This window comes from Polyangium jinanense, from assembly GCF_028435365.1.
In genome coordinates this window covers 137,136-154,296 of record NZ_JAGTJJ010000022.1, presented here as the reverse complement: position 1 = coordinate 154,296, position 17,161 = coordinate 137,136, and the positions used below count along the sequence as shown (strand labels likewise).

The window sequence follows — 17,161 nt, the reverse complement described above, 5'->3', positions numbered from 1 at the left end:
GGGGGGCATCGTGAGCGTCGCGGCATTCCTCCTTCCGAGCATCGAGCGAGCCGACTGGAAGACGTTCCTGCTCCTCCAGCTCGTGCTCGACACGATCCCCGATCCCATCTTCGTCAAGGACCGCGATCACCGGTTGATCGCCTGCAACCAGGGGTTTTGCCGCCTGGTCGGTCAGCGGTACGAGGTGCTGATCGGCGCGAGTGATCCCGACTTCATGCCGAAGGAACAGGCCGAGGTCTTCTGGCACTTCGACGACGTCGTGTTCTGCAGCGGTCAGCCGAACGAGAACGAGGAGCTCGCCACGAGCTCGGACGGCGTGACGCGCACGATCTGGACGCGCAAGTTCCCGCTGCGGAACGTCGGCGGCGAGGTGGTGGGCCTCTGCGGCATCGTCACCGATATCACGACGATGAAGGAGCGCCTGCAACGGGCCGAGCGGCTCGAAGCGGAGAACCGCGAGCAACGCGCGGTCATCGAAGCGCAGACCACGATGCTCGACCGGATGAGCATGCCGGTGCTCCAGGTCGGGCGGGGCGTGCTCCTCATGCCGCTGGTCGGCGAGATGAACGATCGGCGGGCCGAACGCGCGCTGCAGACGTTGCTCGGCGCGATTCACGAGCGGGGCGCCGAGATCGTGATCCTCGATGTGACGGGCGTCCCGACCTTCGACACGGCGGTCGCGGCGCACCTCGCGCGCGCGGTGCAAGCGGCGGAGCTGCTCGGCTGCCAGAGCGTGCTCGTGGGCATCGGCCCGGAGATCGCGCGGACGCTCGTGGAGCTCCAGGTGGATTTCGGGCGCATCACGACGCGGTCCACCCTGGAGGACGGGATCTCGTTCGCGATGAAACAACGCGTCCGGCGAAAAGGGCCGCCCACCGGACGCGCTTGAATCGCGTCAGGGGCTGGGTGTCGACAGCGGTTGCTGCCGCGTGCTTGCCTCGTTTTTGGCCATCGGAGCGGCGGGGTGCGAGGCGCGGAGGATCTTGTCGAGCTCGCCGGTGACGCCGTCCGCCCATTTCGTGGCGGCCTCGATACCGGCCGGGAAAAATCCGTAATGCCAGCCGTCGCCGCCGTCGGGGTAGGACGAGAACTTGCGGCTGTCGACGAGGTGACAGGCGGGCGCGGCCTTCGGATCCTCCTCGGCGGCCTTGATGCCGGCGCGTAGCATTGCGTAGACCTTGTCGCCGAAGCCCGGCGACCATTTTCGCATCGAGGGCGGACCGATCCACACGCAGACGGTATTCGGATGCGACTTGATTCGCCGGATCGTCTGCTCGACGCTCCCGACCTGGAGCGAAGGCTCCCCGGGCATGTTGCTGCCGAGCCCGACGAGCACGACCTGCTTTTCATACGTGCCGGGCGGCGCGAGCAATTCGTCGAGCGTCGGCGCGCGCAGCTTGCGCTCGGGCAACCGGACCCGTGCGACGATCGGCGATTTGTCGCAGCTATGGTAATGGTAGCCTCTCCGCGATACCTTCGCGGTGATGAGCCACTCCGTCGACGCGCCGCCGAGCGTGTAGCTCTCGAGCTCGGCGTCTTTTTGCGAAAGGAGCCAGCCGTCGATCCGGTCGCCGAACGCCGTGAGTCCGTGCGAATCGTAGACCGTGACGAATCGAACCCGCCCGCACGGCGCTGCCTGCGCCTCCTCCCGGGTCACGAGGAGCGAGGCGACCGCGATCCCCAGCGTGAGCGCGCGACGAAAAGCAAGCACACGCCTACGTTACCACGCCATTCGACGCGCGGAAAGGCCTCGCGTGGCCGAGCTATTTGCTGAGCGTGATCGGGATATAGGCGAGGCGCATCTTGGACATCGTCCCCTCGCGCGTATACCCCGCCAAACCGTAGAGGACGTTCCACCAGTGGCCGACGGGCGATTGGCCGTACGAGAAGAACGGGAAGAAGTGGAATTCCCATTCGGATCCGCCCGGGACCTTCTTCTCGCGATAGAACGTGTTCAGCGCGAGCTGCGAGACGCCGTCCTGGTCGGCGAAGCGGAAGAAGCCCGGGAGCACGACGGTCGCGCGCGACGTCGGCGAGGCGAAATCCCACACGAACGGCGCGAGCACGAGGTGCGACGATTGATGCGTGCGCCCCATGTGGAAGATGGGGAAGAGGTTCGCCGCCCAGCCCGTGGTGTCCGTGCGATAGCGGAAGAGCGGCGTGATCCAGGTCTCGTCGCTGAGGCCGTATCGCTGGAATCGGCCATAGAAGGGGAAGACCGCGAGCTCCTTGCCGCGCGGCGATTCGCCCTTGTAGAAGAATGGGAAGAAGAGCTTCCGATCGAGCCCGATGTCCGGATCACGATAATGCCAGTAGAGCGGCGTGATCATCTCGAGCTCGGTGCGGCCCTGGTAATGGGCATAGCCCCAGGTCGCGAACGTCTTTTCGCCCTTCTCGCCGCGCTCCCACCAGAAGAGCGGCGTCACGAGGCGCGAGGCGTTGCCCTCGTAGCCATAATGAAAGAACGGGAAGACCGTGAGGTGTTCCTTGTTCTTGCCCCAGGTATGCCAGTAGAACGGCACGACGTGGCGGCTGTCGCTTTCGTTATCGTGGCGGCGGATGTAGGGGCCCCAGACGTTGAGCCAGCTCTCGCCGATCTCGTTGTAACGATAGTAATGGAGGAGCGGCGGGATGATCTCGTATTCGGTCGTCTCGTTCCGGCCGTAGAAATAAAGAGGCGCGACGCCGAGGTCGATGTCGTCGGCGGTGCGCGTGTCGCACGCGGGGCCGCCCTTCCATTTGCAGAACATCGGGCCGACGATGTCGAGGCCGTCGTGATCCGTGTGCTGCGTGAACGTGAGCAGCGGCGGGATGTGCAGGTAACTCTTCGTCCCCGTCTTTCCCTCGAAGAAAAGCGGGGGCAGGATGTTCATGTGGCTCGCCGGCTGCTTCGCCGTGGCCTCACGCTCCTGGTGCACGTACGGACCGATGACCGTCGTGCGGGTCTGGCCGTCACGGAGTCGCCAGAACAGCGGGAAAAGGACGTCGGCGTCGGCCTTGGGGCTGCGACGGTTGTAATAAAAGAGGCCGAAGAGGCTGGCGCGGTCCTTCTCTTGCGGCTTTTTCCACTCGGCCCACAGGGGAAAGAGCGTGCGAAATTCGTATTTCGGGCTCTTCTCCGAATACCACAGGCCATAAAAACGCCGCTCGGACGGCGAAAGCGGCGGGGTCGCCTCCGGATCGGAGCTCGATCCGAGGCGCTTCGCCACGGCCGGCGGGACCGCGAGCGGATCCTGCGGCAGCGAGGGCTCCTGCGTCTGCATCTGCGGAGCGTCCTCGGCGCCGGAGGCGGCGTGCGTCTGCGGCTGGTCCGATGGCGGCTGCTTCGGGCGCCCCTGCGAGGGAGGTGGACCACCTCCAGGCCCGCCCGGGCCCATGCCGCCTTGTGCGAGCGCGAGCCCCGGGACCGCGACGAGCGCCGCGATCACGAGGGAGGCCAGCGAGGCGCCACGCCTTCGAAGGACGCTCACCGCGCCTCGCCCGGCGGAGGAGAAACCTCGGCCCGCGCCCGCGCCGCGAGGACGTCCGCCGCATCCGCGAGCGGTACCTCGTCCTGCTTGTGTGCCGCAAGATCCTTCACCGACACGACGCCCCGTTCGAGCTCGCCGTCGCCGAGGATCACGCAGAGCTTCGCGCCGAGCGAATCGGCGCGGCGGAGCATCGCCTTGAGGCGTCCGCCGCGTCCGTCGACCTCGACACGCACGCCGCGCGCGCGGAGGTCGCGGCCGAGCACGAGCGCGCGGCTCGTGCACGTGTCCGAGAGGGGCGCGATGTAGATCGCGGGGCGCTCGCGCGAGGCTTCGCCGGGCATCAACGTGAGCAGCCGCTCGATGCCCATCGCGAAGCCGATCGCGGGCACGCTCGGGCCACCAAGGCCCTCGATCATGTTGTCGTAGCGGCCTCCACCGACGACCGTGCTCTGCGCGCCGAGATCACCGGCGGTCGTGACGAACTCGAAGAGCGTGCGCGTGTAGTAGTCGAGTCCGCGCACGAGCGTGGGGTCGACGATGTACCGAACGTCGAGCGCATCGAGGTGGCGGCGCACGCCCGCGAAGTGCGCGGCGTCGGCCTCGTCGAGCAGCTCGAGGATCGAGGGCGCGCCCTTCGAGGCCTCGCGATCACGCGGGTCCTTCGAGTCGAGGATGCGCAGCGGGTTCTTCTCCAGCCGGCGCTGCGAGTCCTCGGAGAGTTTGTCCTTCATCGGCGTGAAGTACGCGACGAGCGCGTCGCGATACCGCGCGCGTGTGCCCGACGCGCCGAGCGAGTTCAGCCGCACCTCGATGTTGCTGATGCCGAGCCCGCTGCTGAGCAGCGAGAGGATCATCTCGATCATCTCGGCGTCGGCGAGCGGCCCCGCGTCGCCGTAGAGCTCGCAGCCCGCCTGATAAAACTGCCGGTAGCGGCCCTTCGCCGGGCGTTCGCCGCGGAACATCGGGCCGAGGTAGTACCAGCGCGAGACGGGCTCCTTCGTGTGGATCTTGTGCTCGACGTACGCGCGCGCCGCGCCGGCCGTGCCTTCGGGGCGCACGGTGAGCTCGTCTCCGTGACGCGCGAACGAGTACATCTCCTTCTCCACGACGTCGGTCGTCTCGCCGATCTGCCGCGAGAAGAGCGCGGTGTGCTCGAGGATCGGCGTGCGCACCTCGTCGTAGCCGTACCGAGCGACGTGCTCGCGGAACGCCTGCTCGAGGCGCTGCCAGCGCGCCGCCTCGTCCGGCAGGATGTCGTTCATCCCCTTGACCGCGCGAAGTTCCATGTCCGCCGCGGCTTATGGTCGGAGAGCCGAGAAGGGTCAAGCTCTGCCGACCTCTTGACGTACGACGGGGTCTGTCCTCCCTTGTCTCGGGTATGGGAGAGCGTCCTGGCCGTCCCCCGAACCCGAACGATGGGGGCTCCGCTCCGACAAGCGGAGCTGTGCCCCCAAACCCCCCGCGTGTATGTGCGCTCGACCTGGGCAAGGCCCGGGTGGGCGTGGCGATCGCCGACGAGCTCGGCCTGCTCGCGCACCCCCGGCCCCCACTCGACGGGCGCGATAAAAAGGCGCTGATTCGCGCCCTTGGCGAGCTCGCCCGCGAGGAAGGGGTGGGGCTCTTCCTGGTCGGCCTGCCGCTCGACATGTCGGGCGCATACGGCCCGATGGCCACGCGCGCCGCCGACCTCGCCCAGGAGATCAGCCAGGCCACGGGCGTGCCCGTGGAGCTCTTCGACGAGCGCTGGACGACCGTGGAGGCGGCCCGGAAGCTCCGGGAGGGCGGCACCTCGGCCAAGCGACAAAAAGGCGTCATCGACGGGATGGCCGCCGCCGTGATGCTCCAGGCCTACCTCGATCGGGCCCAGGGCCTCGGCAGCGCCGATGCGCTCGCCATGCCGCCGCCCCCGCCGCGCGGACGCGGTGGTAGGCGCTAGACCGCCTTCTTGTTGTCGCCGTCGAGCATCAGATGCGCGATCAGCGCCGCGACGAGCGCGATGACGAGCAGGAGCACATCCCACACAGGCCACGCCACGCCGACCGCGCGCCGGAGCAGCACGGACTCGATGAGCCGCACGAGCATCGAGCCGAACCCGTAGGCGCACAGGCCCACGACCACCGGGCGACGCAGCCGCCCGAGCAGCTCGATCGCCTTCACCGTGTTGCTCCAGACCGCCTTCCGCATGTGGCGGATGAACAGGATGATCGGCGTCGCGAGCGCGACCGGGATGAGGAGCAGGAGCAGGACGGACTCCGAGACGGTCAGGTTCGCCGTCGCGCCGCCGCCGCGCGTGATGCGGAAGATGGACGCCGCGGTCGTGATGAGGCCGCCGAGCGTGAAGAAGATGCCGAGCACCGTCATGAGCACGAGCATCGGCCGCGCCATCGTGGCCTCTTGCTGCTGCTTGATGAAGAGCGCCGACGGGCGCGCCGCGGTCCCGGTCCCGGTCGGATTCCCGACGGGGACCATCGCGGCGCTGGCTGGCTCCTCCGTGTCCCAGGGCGCGAGATCGGCGTCGAGCTCGGCCATGCTCTGGTGACGAGCGTCCGGCTCCTTGGCCATCGCGCGCTGGATAACCATCTCCAGCGTCTCGGGGATGCTCGGCTCGAGCGCGCGTGGCCGCTGCGGATCCTCGGAGAGCACGGCCATGAGTGTCGCCGCGGGATCGCCGTGATCGAAGGGACGCTTGCCCGTGAGCGCGCAGTAGAGCATCGCGCCGACGGCGTAGATGTCGGCGCGGTGGTCGACGCGGTGACCACGCGCTTGCTCGGGCGCCATGTACGCGGGCGTGCCCATGATCATGCCCGTGCGCGTGAGCGCCTTGCCGGTCGCGTTGTCCTCGATCTTCGAGATGCCGAAGTCGATCACCTTCGCCGTCGGGCGGGTCAGATCGCCGATGAGGAAGACGTTCTCCGGCTTCATGTCGCGATGCACGACGCCCTTCGCGTGCGCGGCGGCGAGCGCCTTGCAGACCTGGCGGACGATGCGCACCGCCTGCGGCACGGCCATCTTGCCCATCTGCGTGAGCAGGTCGGCGAACTCCTTGCCGTCGAGCAGCTCGCTGATGATGAAGGGGCGCCCGTCGGCCGTGCGATCGATGTCGTAGACGTCGATGACGTGGGGGCTCTTGATCTGCGCTGCGGCCTCGGCCTCGCGCTGGAAGCGGGAGAGCACGTCGGGCTGACGCGCGTACTCCGGGTGCAGCATCTTGATGGCGAAGCGCTTCGAGCCGATGCGTGTGTGGCGCGCCTCGTAGACGCGGCCCATGCCGCCTTCGCCGATCACGCGGACGATGGTGTACGACTCGCGCAGGGTCTGGCCGAGGAGCTCGTCGTGCGTCTCCTCCTGGAGCTCGGCGCCGTCCTTCGGGCAGACCTTGTACTCGCCCGGAAAACGGCTGTTGCACGTCGGGCATACGCGCTGGGCGGCGGCGATGCCTGCCACGAACGAGTCGGCCGATCCGTACCCGGTGGCCGCGGATCCGATCCCGGTGAGGTTCGTGGTCGCGGGGCCCACGACGATCGATGGCTGTGCCGAGGACGCAGCCATATGGGGAGAAGCCCCCGAATCGGGGGGCCGAAAATTGCCGGCCATCGCGACGCAGACTAGCGGAAGTCGGCTTCCCGAGGGTGACAATCCCACCGCCCACCCCGACTGTCCGCCTCCGTCCGGAGGAGCGCGTTGACCGAACGGACGAGATGCGTATACTCCGCCTCCGTTTTTCGTTCGGCCCGATCACGTGGGCACGCGCCGCTACGGGCGCGCGCTCGCCGTCGGGCGACGCCTGGACGACCCGGCGCTCGGCAGCGCCAGGGTACGCCGAGGAGTGACAGACCGATGCTTCACCCGATTCACAAGACGACGATCATCGACAAGTTCCGCACGCACGAGGGCGACACCGGCTCGCCCGAGGTGCAGATCGCGCTCCTCAGCGAGCGGATCACGCAGCTCACGGAGCACTTCAAGACGCACAAGAAGGACCACCACTCGCGCCGTGGCCTTCTCAAGCTCGTCAGTCAGCGCCGCCGCCAGCTCGACTACTTGAAGCGGATCGACATCGAGCGGTACCGGACGCTCATCAGCCGCCTCAACATCCGCAAGTAAGCGCACAGGCGAGCGCGACGAGAGGGTTCGTTCCCCGGACGGGGAGCGAGCCCTCTTCGCTTTTGTGCGTTTTGTCCGTGCAACTTATGGAAGTACTTCCGGAAGAACGGGTCGCCGGTCCGCCGAAAAAAGTGGCGGGGCTCCGCCGGAGGCTCTACACAGAGAGCCGAAATACGTCGGTTTGGACAATAGAACGGGGCGCGGGGGCGTTCCCCGAGGCCGTGAGCGCTACGGAGCGTCTTCGTCTTCGCTTCGTGCCCAGCAGCGCTGCTGCTCCTGGGCAGGAATCGAGGAAGAAGATCCGCCTTGCGCTCGGATGTCAGGGTCTTCGGGAGCGCGATCGCGCGCCGCGAGAGAGAGCGCAAGACACATGTACGTTCGTGAATCCGTCATGGTCGGCGGCCGAGCCCTCACGCTCGAGACCGGTCGTCTGGCCAAGCAAGCCCATGGCTCCGTCCTCGTGACCTACGGCGAGACCATGGTCCTCGTGACCGCGGTGTCGCAAGACGAGCGGCCCGGGCTCGATTTCTTCCCCCTCACCTGCGAGTTCGTCGAGAAGACGTACGCCGCCGGCAAGATCCCGGGCGGCTTCTTCAAGCGCGAGGCGCGCCAGCGCGACGAGGAGATCCTCGCCTGCCGCATCATGGATCGCCCGCTCCGTCCGCTCTTCCCGGAGGGCTTCAAGAAGGACACGCAGATCATCGCGACCGTCCTGTCGAGCGACAAGCAGAACAAGGCCGACGTCCTCGCGCTCACGGGCGCGAGCGCGGCGCTGCACATCTCCGACATCCCCTGGAACGGGCCCGTCGTCGGCGTGCGCGTGGGCCGCAAGGGCGGCGAGCTCGTGGCGTATCCGACCGCGAGCGAGATCGAGGAGTGTGACATCGACCTCGTCGTCGCCTGCTCGCGCGACGCGATCGTGATGGTCGAGGGCGGCGCCGCCGAGGCGACTGAGAGCGACATCATCGACGCGCTCATGTTCGCGCACGAGACGGCGCAGCCGGTGATCGACCTCATGGAGCGGATGCGGCAGGCCGTGGGCAAGCCGAAGAAGCCGTTCCAGGCGCCGCAGCTCGAGGACACGATCAAGGCGCGCGTCGCCGAGATCGTGGACAACGATCTCAAGTCGGCGACCCGCGTGACCGACAAGAAGGCGCGTTACGAAGGGTATTCGGCGCTCAAGAAGAAGCTCGGCGAGGCGCTGCTCGCGGAGCTCGGCCCGGAGAAGTACGTCGCGAACGAGAAGCTCATCAAGGCGGAGTTCGAGGAGCGCAAGGCGCACGTCGTGCGGACCTACGTCCTCGACGAGGGCAAGCGCATCGACGGCCGCGACACGCGCACGATCCGGCCGATCATGTGCGAGGCGGGGCTCTTGCCGCGCGTGCACGGTAGCTCCCTCTTCCAGCGCGGCGAGACGCAGGCGATCGTGACGACGACGCTCGGCACCTCGACGGACGAGCAGAAGATCGACGGCCTGATGGGGGAGAGCTGGAAGCGCTTCTACCTCCACTACAACTTCCCGCCCTTCTCGACGGGCGAGACGAAGCCGATGCGCGGCCCCGGCCGGCGCGAGATCGGGCACGGCGCCCTCGCCGAGCGCGCGCTCTCCCGCATGATCCCCGCGCAGGAGCAGTTCCCCTACACGATCCGCATCGTGAGCGAGACGCTCGAGTCGAACGGCTCGTCGTCGATGGCGGCCGTCTGCGGCGGCTGCCTCTCGCTCATGGACGCGGGCGTGCCGATCAAGTCGCCCGTCGCCGGCATCGCGATGGGCCTCATCGCCGAGGACAACAAGTACGCGATCCTGAGCGACATCCTCGGCGACGAGGATCACCTCGGCGACATGGACTTCAAGGTCTGCGGCACGGCGCGCGGCGTGACGGCGATCCAGATGGACATCAAGATCGCAGGCCTGTCGCGGGCGATCCTGGCGCAGGCGCTCGATCAGGCGCGCGAGGGCCGGCTGCACATCCTCGGCAAGATGCTGGAGGCGCTGCCCGCGCCGCGGCCGGAGCTCAGCCAGTACGCGCCGCGCATCACGACGATCAAGGTCAAGCCCGACCAGATCCGCCTGATCATCGGCCCCGGCGGCAAGACCATCAAGGGCATCGTCGATCAGACGGGCGTGGCGATCGACGTGGAGGACGACGGCACGGTGAACGTGGCGTCGCCGGACGCGGACGCCGTGAAGAAGGCGCTCGACATCATCAAGGGCCTCACGGCGGAGCCCGAGGTCGGCGCGGTCTACAAGGGCACGGTCAAGCGCATCACGGACTTCGGCGCGTTCGTCGAGATCCTCCCCGGCACCGACGGCCTCGTCCACATCTCGGAGCTCGCACACACGCGCGTCGAGCGCGTCGAGGACGTGGTGAAGGAAGGCGACACGGTCGAGGTGAAGGTCGTGAGCGTCGACCGCGAGGGCAAGATCCGCCTGAGCCGCCGCGAGGTGCTGCCGCTCCCCGAGGGGCAAGCCGGCGTGGAAGCGAAGGCCCGTCTCGATCAGGCGCGCGAGCGCGACGCGGGAGGTGGTCCGCCGCCGCGCCGGAGTGATCCGGGTCGTGACGGCCCCCGCGGCGATCGTCCGCCGCGCGGCGATCGTGGCGACCGCGGGGATCGTCCCCCGCGCGGCGACCGTCCGCCGCGCGAGCGTCGCTGATCGAGGTGGATCGACATGCTCAACGTCGACGACGTTGAGCATGTCGACATCCCCAAAAGAAAGGGGCGGGCCACACGGGCTCGCCCCTTTCGTTTTTTTTTTTGTCAGCCGAAGAGGCGGGACGCGGCCCAGGCCGCGGCGTCACGCGAGGGATGAATCGTCGCCACGCGACCGCCCGCGAGGAAGATCTCCGTCGGCAGCCCGCGCCCGTTGTACTCGCTCGCCATCACGAAGCCGTACGCGCCGGCGTCGCGGAGGACCACGGCGCGCGGCAGCGGATCCGCGAAGGGATGCTCGCCGAAGTCGTCGGAGCTCTCGCAGACGGGCCCCACGACGCGGTAGCCGGGCGCCGTGCCTGCAGCCGGCGGCGGCGCGTCGATCGGCTCGATGCGGTGCTTGGCGCCGTAGAGCGCGGGACGGATGAGATCGTTCATGCCTGCGTCGATCATCAACCACCGTCGCGCAGGCTCGCCGCGCGAGCGCTTCGCCATCACCACGCTCGCGCAGAGCACGCCGTACGGCGCCACGAGCGCGCGCCCCGGCTCGACGACGATGCGCGTCCCGCTGAAGCCTCGCTCTGCGACGAGGCGCGTCGCCGCCCGCGCGAAATCCGCGGGCGACACAGGGCAACCCGCGCCGTAGTCGATGCCGTAACCGCCGCCGAGATCGAGGTACGCGAGGGGCCTGCCCGCGGCGCGGCGTTCGGCCGCGAGATCGAGCACGACGCGCGCGCCCGCGAGGTATTCGTCCGTGCGCGTGAGCTGCGAGCCGATGTGACAGCCGATGCCCACGAGCTCGAGCGCACCTTCTGCCGCGTCGACCGCTTCGTACGCCGCCGTAAGATCGGCGAGCGCGATGCCGAACTTCGCCTCGTCGTGGCCTGTCGCCACGTGCGCGTGCGTGTCGGCCTCGATGCTCGGGTTCACGCGGAACGCCACGCGCGCCTTGCGCCCGAGCGCGCGGGCGCGGGCCGCGGCGCGCCCGATCTCCTCGACGCTCTCCATCTGCAACGCGAAGATCCCGCGATCGCCGGCGCCGATCGCCTGATCGATCTCGCGCGCCGTCTTGGCGACGCCGCTGAACAGGATCGAATCCGCGGGGATGCCCGCGCCGAGCGCCACGGCGAGCTCGCCGCCGGAGACCACCTCGGCCCCGCAGCCGGCGGCGCCGAGCGCGCGCACGATGGGGCCCGCCGTGTTCGCTTTGATCGCGTAGGCGACCAAGTGAGGCGCGCCTTCAAACCCAGCGGAAAGATCCCGCGCTGCCTGCACGATCGCGTCCACGTCGTACACGTAGGCGGGGGTGCGCGGTCGTTCCGTGCCTTCTCCGGGCTCCGTCCCGAGGTCGAGGAGGTCCTCGAGGCGGACGCCGCCCATCGTGGCGGCCCCGCGCGCGTCGCGTTTCAGCATGCGCCCTCGGGTAGCGCGGCGCGGGCAGCGGGTAAAGCGCGGCATGGCGCGGAGCGTCGAGCGGGCTCGTCCCCGCGACCCGGGAGGACCCCCCGTTCCACGTCGGACGGCTCACGGAGCTTCCTAGCGTAAGGCCCTGTTAGCGGCGCGGACGTCATGCCATGCTGCGCCCGTGGTCGTACGTCGCGCGAAGATCGTCTGCACGATAGGCCCTGCATCCGAGCCCCAGCTCGAGCAACTCATCCGCGCCGGCATGGATGTGGCGCGGCTGAACTTTTCCCACGGCACCCATGACGAGCACGCGCGCCGTTTCCAGGCCGTCCGTGCCGCTGCCGAGGCCTGCGACAAACCCGTGGCGATCCTGCAGGACCTTTGTGGTCCCAAGATCCGCGCGGGCAAGTTCGAGGGCGGCACGATGGATGTGCCCACGGACGGACAGGTCGTCCTCATCGAGGCCACGAAGGAGCAGCAGTTCGGCGGGCCCGGCGAGATGCCGATCCTGTACGAGGGCCTCGCCGAGGATCTGCAGCCGGGCGACATCGTGCTCGTCGACGACGGACGCATGGTCCTCACAGTGACCAAGGTCGATGGCCGGCGCGTGCATGCCGTGGCCACGCAGGGCGGACAGCTTCGCGATCGCGTCGGCGTGAGCCTGCCGGCGCGGCGCGTGCGTCTCGCGGCGCTCACCGAGAAGGACAAGGCCGATCTCTCGTTCGGACTCTCGCTCGGCATCGACTACGTCGCGCTCTCCTTCGTGCGCAACTCGGACGACATCCGGCTCGTGCGCGACATCTGCGAAGCGTGGGGCCGGCCGACGCCCATCGTCGCGAAGATCGAGACGCCCGCGGCCGTCGAGAACCTCGAGTCGATCATCCAGGTGACCGACGCCGTCATGGTCGCGCGTGGTGACCTCGGCGTGGAGTTCAACCCCGAGCGCGTGCCCGTCATCCAGCGCGAGATCCTCGGACTTGCGCGCGTGCATCAGAAGCCGGTCATCGTCGCGACCGAGATGCTCCAGTCGATGGTCACGAACTCGCGTCCGACGCGCGCCGAGGCGAGCGACGTGGCGACGGCGGTCTTCGAGGGGACGGACGCGGTGATGCTCTCGCAGGAGACGGCGACGGGCGCGCACCCGCCGCTCGTCGCGCGCGTGATGAGCCGCATCGTCATGGAGGCCGAGCAGAGCAAGTTCTTCCGGCCTCTCTCGAGCGAGATGCCCGGCGCGCGCGCGAACGTGCCCGAGGCCGTGGCGCGCAACGGCTGCGACATCGCGCGCGACATCGGCGCGCGGGTCATCGTGGCCTTCACGGAGAGCGGCTCCACGGCGCTTTACGCCTCGAAGCACAGGCCCGTCGTGCCGATCGTCGCGTTCTCGCCGAACGCGGCGACGCGCCGCAGGCTCGCGCTCCTCTGGGGCGTCGTGCCCTGGCCGCTCGACAAGGTCACGAGTGCGGACGAGATGGTCGATCGCGCGAGCATGATCCTGCTCGCGAACGGCTTCGTCTCGCCGGGGGACAAGTTCGTCGCGATCTTCGGCGCGCCGATCGGCGTGCGTGGATCGACGAACTCGATCCGCGTGAAGGTCGTGGAATGACGGAACCCTCCGCCCTGCCGGGGCTCCCCAGGCTCGCAAAGTACGAGCTCATCGAGGAGATCGGGCACGGTGGGATGGCGACGGTCTATCGCGCCAGGGACGTTCGTCTCGGGCGTGAAGTCGCCATCAAGCTCATCCACAAGCACCTGCGTGAGAACACCGAGGTCGCCGCGCGGTTCGTCGCCGAGGCACGCGCGGCCGCGAAGCTCCGGCACCCGGGGATCGTCGAGGTGTACGACGTCTCCAGCGAGGAGGACGGCGAGCGTTACCTCGTCGTCGAGCTCTGCCGCGGCACCACGCTACGAAAGATCCTCCAGCGCCACCGCGACATGCCCGCCGAGATCGGTGCGTCGATCGTCCTCGTGCTCTGCGAGGCGCTCGAGCACGCGCACGCGTGCGGCATCGTGCACCGCGACGTGAAGCCGGAGAACGTGCTCGTCGAGCTGCCCGCCGATCGCACGAGCGAGTCGCGCACGCGCGCCGACAAGGTCGACGAGACGCCCGTCCCCGACGCTCCGCGATCGACACCACGGCCTGTGCCGAGCCGTGCCGGTAATCTCGGTGTGCTCATCAAGCTCACGGACTTCGGCATCGCGAAGCTCCTCGACGCGCAAGGCGTGACGTCGACCGGGCAGGTGCTCGGATCGCCGGCGCACATGGCGCCCGAGCAGATCGAGGCGGGCGAGGTCGACGGGCGCACGGACGTCTTCGCGCTTGGCGTGCTCATGTACGAGTGCCTCGTGGGGCACCTGCCGTTCGAAGGGAAAAACCCGGCGCAGGTCCTGCGGCGTGTGCTCGAAGGCGACTATCCGCCCGCGGATCACGAGCGGCCCACGGTGGGCGGTCGGTTCGCGCGCATCATCGACGGCGCTCTCGCGCACGCCGCGGCCGATCGCATCGCGGGCCCCGGCAAGCTCGGCGAGCTCATCCGCGCCGAGCTCGAGGCCCTCGGCATCACCGACCCGCGGCGCGAGATCGAGGCTTATTTCGAGGACCCGGTCGGTTATGCGGACGCCCTCACGACGCGGCTCGTGTCGTGTCTCGTCGCCCGCGGCGAGGCCGCGCGCAAGGCGAGCGATCGCACCGGTGCCGCGGCCGACTTCAACCGCGCGCACGCGCTCGCGCCGAACGACCTCGCGATCCTGAAGCGCGTGACGAGCCTCTCCGTGAGCGCCGAGCGACAGAAGCTCGTGCGCAGGATGGCGGGCCTCGTTGCGGGCGCGCTCGTGCTCGGTGTCGGTGCCTTCGTCGTCGCGCGCCTGCGCAAGCCCGCGGCCGTGATCGAGGCCGACGCAGGCCCGAAGACGGACGCCACGACGGCCTCCACGGAGCACCCCAAGAACCCTTCCGCGCCCGACGCATCCGCGGACCCTCGGACGCCGAGCACCGCCCCGCCGTCGATCAACCTGGCCGAAACGCCGCGCAGCATCCGCATCAAGCTCCCGATCAGCGCCCCGACGACCTCCGCCGCTGCGCCTCCACCTCCGTCCGCGGATCTGCGCAAGGTCGTTTTCCTCGTCAGCCCGCAGGGCGCGACCCTCGTCCTCGACGGCAAGGAAGAAAAGCATTTTTCGCGCGTGTTCACGCTGAAGCCCGGCGCTCACGCCGTGTCGGCCCGCGTGAAGGACTCGAAGTGCTGCGGCACGTTCGACGGAACCCTCGTCGTCGAGCCCCCGCCCGAGAACGATCCTGACGACGTGCAGCGTTACCGCGTCCGGCTCACGCCGCTCCCGTCCACGGTCTCGCTCGGCCCGGCGCCCGCGAACGCGCAGGTGGTGTGCTCGGACATCAAAGTGACGCTTTTTCCAGGTGCCACCAAGAAGGTGCAGCTCGAGGAGATCACGTACGACAACAAGTGCCAGTTCACGGCGCCGGGGGAGGAGCCCTTCCGGAGCAACGTGAGTTTGCGCGCCGGTGAGCACAACGTGGTGCCCTGGCCCGCGCGGTGAGGCGGGGGGCTTCGGGGTCGCGGATAGCGGTCCCCACGATGCCCAAATTCCGGTAGAAGGGTCCCTCGGTTACTCGGTTACGGGGAATGACGGCGCGACCTCGTCTGCAGCGGGCTCTGCCCGGCGGGCTTCGGTTCGGGCGGGACCGCCGAGGCCCCAGGGCCAAACGGCGCGCTTCGTTCGGGCCCGCGGCGCTCGCGGCCGCGACGGGCCTCGCGCTCGCCCTCGTGTCCCAAACCGCGCGTGCGGACGATTTGCAGCAGTTCGAGCTCGGCAAGACGCGCTTCGACGCGGCCGAGTACGACGAGGCGGCTTCGCGCTTCACGGCGATGCTCGATCCTGCGCAGAAGCCCTGCGAGTCTGTCCCGACGAGCGGCACCGCGCCGTGTCGACTCACGGACCCGGACCTCATCCAGCGCGCGCGCACGCTCCGCGCGGCGTCGCTCATCGCGCTCAAGCGCTACGACGAGGCCGAGGCGGAGATCGCCACGATCCTTCGGCAGAACCCGAGTTATTCGCCTGACCCTGCGGTGTTCCCGCAGGAGGTCGTCGATCGTTTCACCGTCGTGCGCGGACGCCTGCGCCAGGAGCTCGACGCGGCGGAGCAGAAGCGCGCTGCGGAGGAGCGAGACCGGCGCATCGCCCTGCAGAAGGCGAAGGAAGAGGAAAAACGCTGGATCGAGGCGCTCGTGAAGGCGGCCTCCGAGCGACAGATCGTCGTGCCGAACTCGCGCCTCGTCGCGGCGATGCCGTTCGGCATCGGCCAGTTCCAGAACGGCAGCAACAGGCTCGGCTGGACCTTCGCCATCACGCAGGCGTTCACGGGGGCGACGTCGATCGTCGCGTCGCAGGTCTTCAACTACTACGCGAGCTTCGATCAGACGATCGCGACGGGGGCCGAGCGCGAGGAGCTCGTGCGTCGCCAGCAGATCACGCTGGTCATCAACCAGGTCGCGTTCGGCCTCTGGGCTGGGCTCACCGTGGCGGGCATCGTGCAGGCGCAGATCGCGTACGTGCCGCAGAAGGTGACGATCGAGAAACGCCCCGTACCGCCGCGCCCTGCGCTGCGCGTGGTGCCGACGGTCGCGGTGATGCCGGACGGGTTTGGCGTGGGCGTCGTCGGCGCTTTCTGATCGCGCGAACCTTTGCATCGACCGCATCGCGGTCGATGCACCAAAGGTCCAGGGCTTGCCCTGGTCCGGGTGCAGGGGCGGATAGCCCCTGCTCGGGCCCGGGGTGAAACCCCGGCGCTACGCTATCGAACACCCCTCAGGTGCTGCGGCTGCTCGTGGGCTTCACGCCTGGCGGGCCGTCGTTGTGCTCGCGGCAGCCGGTGCGCGACATCATCTTTGCGCGGAACGAGACGCGGCCGCACGTGTCGCAGACGCAGAGGTTCTGGTCGTACAGGTTGCGGTTCGAAAGGATGTCCGCGGCGAACAGGCTGAGCACGATGTCGCTCAGCGAGTCTTCTTTCTGCGGACGCGCGATCCACGACACCTTCGAGCCGATGCCGAGTGGCTGCACGCGGCTCGACTTCGTGGCGAGCTCGAGGAAGCCGTCCTCGGCTGGATCCGTGATGAGCCCGCGCAGCGTGAAGACCACTCGCGATCGCGCGCGGCCGAGGATGCGATCGAGCAGCGCCTTTGTTGCCGAGGGCGGCGCGCCCACGGTGTTCAGTGTGTCGAGCAGCAGCGTCCCTGCCATGGGCTCGGCGACCTGAATGGGGCGCTGCATGCGACCGGCGCGCACGAGGTACTCCTCGATCCATGTCTTGAGCTCCCGCGCGCCCATGGCCCCGATGCCCACACCCTCGACAAACGCGAGCGCTCCGATGAGTGCGCCGCGATCGTTGTCCGCGCCGGTGAGGAGAGTCGGGATCGAGCTCGTGGACGTAGGAGGCATCGCGGGTCCTTTCAGCGACGACGGGCGCTCGGAGGGGGCCCTGCAACGTGCAGTATCGCTCTGCTTCGCGGCGGGGC

The 17,161-nt window shown here is 68.8% G+C and carries 13 protein-coding genes; 7 read left to right on the top strand and 6 right to left on the bottom strand.

The annotated features are described in order from the left end of the window. Window positions 1-10: 10 nt before the first annotated feature. A complete protein-coding gene (locus tag KEG57_RS29820) occupies window positions 11-889 on the top strand; it encodes a PAS domain-containing protein (RefSeq protein ID WP_272426754.1) in 879 nt (292 codons plus the stop codon). A 6-nt stretch (window positions 890-895) separates the two neighbouring features. Here the strand turns inward: KEG57_RS29820 and KEG57_RS29815 are convergent, their stop codons facing one another. The 3 genes from KEG57_RS29815 to hisS are packed head-to-tail and all read right to left on the bottom strand — an operon-like array spanning window position 896 to window position 4,756. Beyond that, window positions 896-1,711 carry a hypothetical protein gene (locus KEG57_RS29815; RefSeq protein ID WP_272426753.1) on the bottom strand — a complete coding sequence of 272 codons (816 nt, stop codon included), beginning with the start codon at window positions 1,709-1,711 and terminating at the stop codon, window positions 896-898. Between the two features lie 52 nt (window positions 1,712-1,763). Next, complete coding sequence (locus KEG57_RS29810) at window positions 1,764-3,470, bottom strand: hypothetical protein (protein WP_272426752.1); 1,707 nt, start codon at window positions 3,468-3,470, stop codon at window positions 1,764-1,766. Further along, window positions 3,467-4,756, bottom strand: coding sequence for a histidine--tRNA ligase (gene hisS, locus KEG57_RS29805; RefSeq protein WP_272426751.1), 1,290 nt, complete (start codon window positions 4,754-4,756; stop codon window positions 3,467-3,469). The genes KEG57_RS29810 and hisS overlap by 4 nt, the downstream gene beginning before the upstream one ends. A 14-nt stretch (window positions 4,757-4,770) precedes the next feature. Here hisS and ruvX point away from each other — a divergent pair, with 14 nt between their 5' ends. Further along, window positions 4,771-5,406: a Holliday junction resolvase RuvX gene (ruvX, locus tag KEG57_RS29800; RefSeq protein ID WP_308215648.1), complete on the top strand. Its 636-nt coding sequence runs from the start codon at window positions 4,771-4,773 to the stop codon at window positions 5,404-5,406. On the opposite strand, the gene KEG57_RS29795 is transcribed toward ruvX, so the two are convergent. After that, the gene (locus KEG57_RS29795) at window positions 5,403-6,986 is read right to left on the bottom strand and encodes a serine/threonine-protein kinase (RefSeq protein WP_272459065.1); all 1,584 of its coding nucleotides are present in this window, start codon (window positions 6,984-6,986) and stop codon (window positions 5,403-5,405) included. The genes ruvX and KEG57_RS29795 overlap by 4 nt on opposite strands. 321 nt (window positions 6,987-7,307) lie before the next feature. Here KEG57_RS29795 and rpsO point away from each other — a divergent pair, with 321 nt between their 5' ends. Next, complete coding sequence (gene rpsO, locus KEG57_RS29790; protein ID WP_272426748.1) at window positions 7,308-7,574, top strand: 30S ribosomal protein S15; 267 nt, start codon at window positions 7,308-7,310, stop codon at window positions 7,572-7,574. Window positions 7,575-7,944: 370 nt separating this feature from the next. Then, window positions 7,945-10,230, top strand: coding sequence for a polyribonucleotide nucleotidyltransferase (pnp, locus tag KEG57_RS29785; protein ID WP_272426747.1), 2,286 nt, complete (start codon window positions 7,945-7,947; stop codon window positions 10,228-10,230). A 104-nt stretch (window positions 10,231-10,334) separates the two neighbouring features. On the opposite strand, the gene lysA is transcribed toward pnp, so the two are convergent. Continuing rightward, complete coding sequence (lysA, locus tag KEG57_RS29780) at window positions 10,335-11,639, bottom strand: diaminopimelate decarboxylase (protein ID WP_272426746.1); 1,305 nt, start codon at window positions 11,637-11,639, stop codon at window positions 10,335-10,337. Window positions 11,640-11,811: 172 nt separating this feature from the next. Between lysA and pyk the strand changes: the two genes are divergently transcribed. From pyk to KEG57_RS29765, 3 genes are all read left to right on the top strand, one after another. Beyond that, a complete protein-coding gene (gene pyk, locus KEG57_RS29775) occupies window positions 11,812-13,233 on the top strand; it encodes a pyruvate kinase (protein WP_272426745.1) in 1,422 nt (473 codons plus the stop codon). After that, complete coding sequence (locus tag KEG57_RS29770) at window positions 13,230-15,182, top strand: serine/threonine-protein kinase (protein WP_272426744.1); 1,953 nt, start codon at window positions 13,230-13,232, stop codon at window positions 15,180-15,182. Before pyk ends, KEG57_RS29770 begins: the two co-directional genes overlap by 4 nt. Window positions 15,183-15,268: 86 nt before the next feature. Then, window positions 15,269-16,315: a hypothetical protein gene (locus tag KEG57_RS29765; protein ID WP_272426743.1), complete on the top strand. Its 1,047-nt coding sequence runs from the start codon at window positions 15,269-15,271 to the stop codon at window positions 16,313-16,315. A gap of 136 nt (window positions 16,316-16,451) precedes the next feature. Here the strand turns inward: KEG57_RS29765 and KEG57_RS29760 are convergent, their stop codons facing one another. Further along, the gene (locus tag KEG57_RS29760; protein WP_272426742.1) at window positions 16,452-17,084 is read right to left on the bottom strand and encodes a hypothetical protein; all 633 of its coding nucleotides are present in this window, start codon (window positions 17,082-17,084) and stop codon (window positions 16,452-16,454) included. Between the last annotated feature and the right edge of the window lie 77 nt (window positions 17,085-17,161).

Coding starts and splice junctions, on each gene's coding strand:
- hisS (WP_272426751.1), bottom strand. CDS start 4,756: ATGGAACTTCGCGCGGTCAAGGGGATGAACGACATCCTGCCGGACGAG.
- ruvX (WP_308215648.1), top strand. CDS start 4,771: ATGGTCGGAGAGCCGAGAAGGGTCAAGCTCTGCCGACCTCTTGACGTA.
- rpsO (WP_272426748.1), top strand. CDS start 7,308: ATGCTTCACCCGATTCACAAGACGACGATCATCGACAAGTTCCGCACG.
- pnp (WP_272426747.1), top strand. CDS start 7,945: ATGTACGTTCGTGAATCCGTCATGGTCGGCGGCCGAGCCCTCACGCTC.
- lysA (WP_272426746.1), bottom strand. CDS start 11,639: ATGCTGAAACGCGACGCGCGCGGGGCCGCCACGATGGGCGGCGTCCGC.
- KEG57_RS29770 (WP_272426744.1), top strand. CDS start 13,230: ATGACGGAACCCTCCGCCCTGCCGGGGCTCCCCAGGCTCGCAAAGTAC.
- KEG57_RS29765 (WP_272426743.1), top strand. CDS start 15,269: ATGACGGCGCGACCTCGTCTGCAGCGGGCTCTGCCCGGCGGGCTTCGG.
- KEG57_RS29760 (WP_272426742.1), bottom strand. CDS start 17,084: ATGCCTCCTACGTCCACGAGCTCGATCCCGACTCTCCTCACCGGCGCG.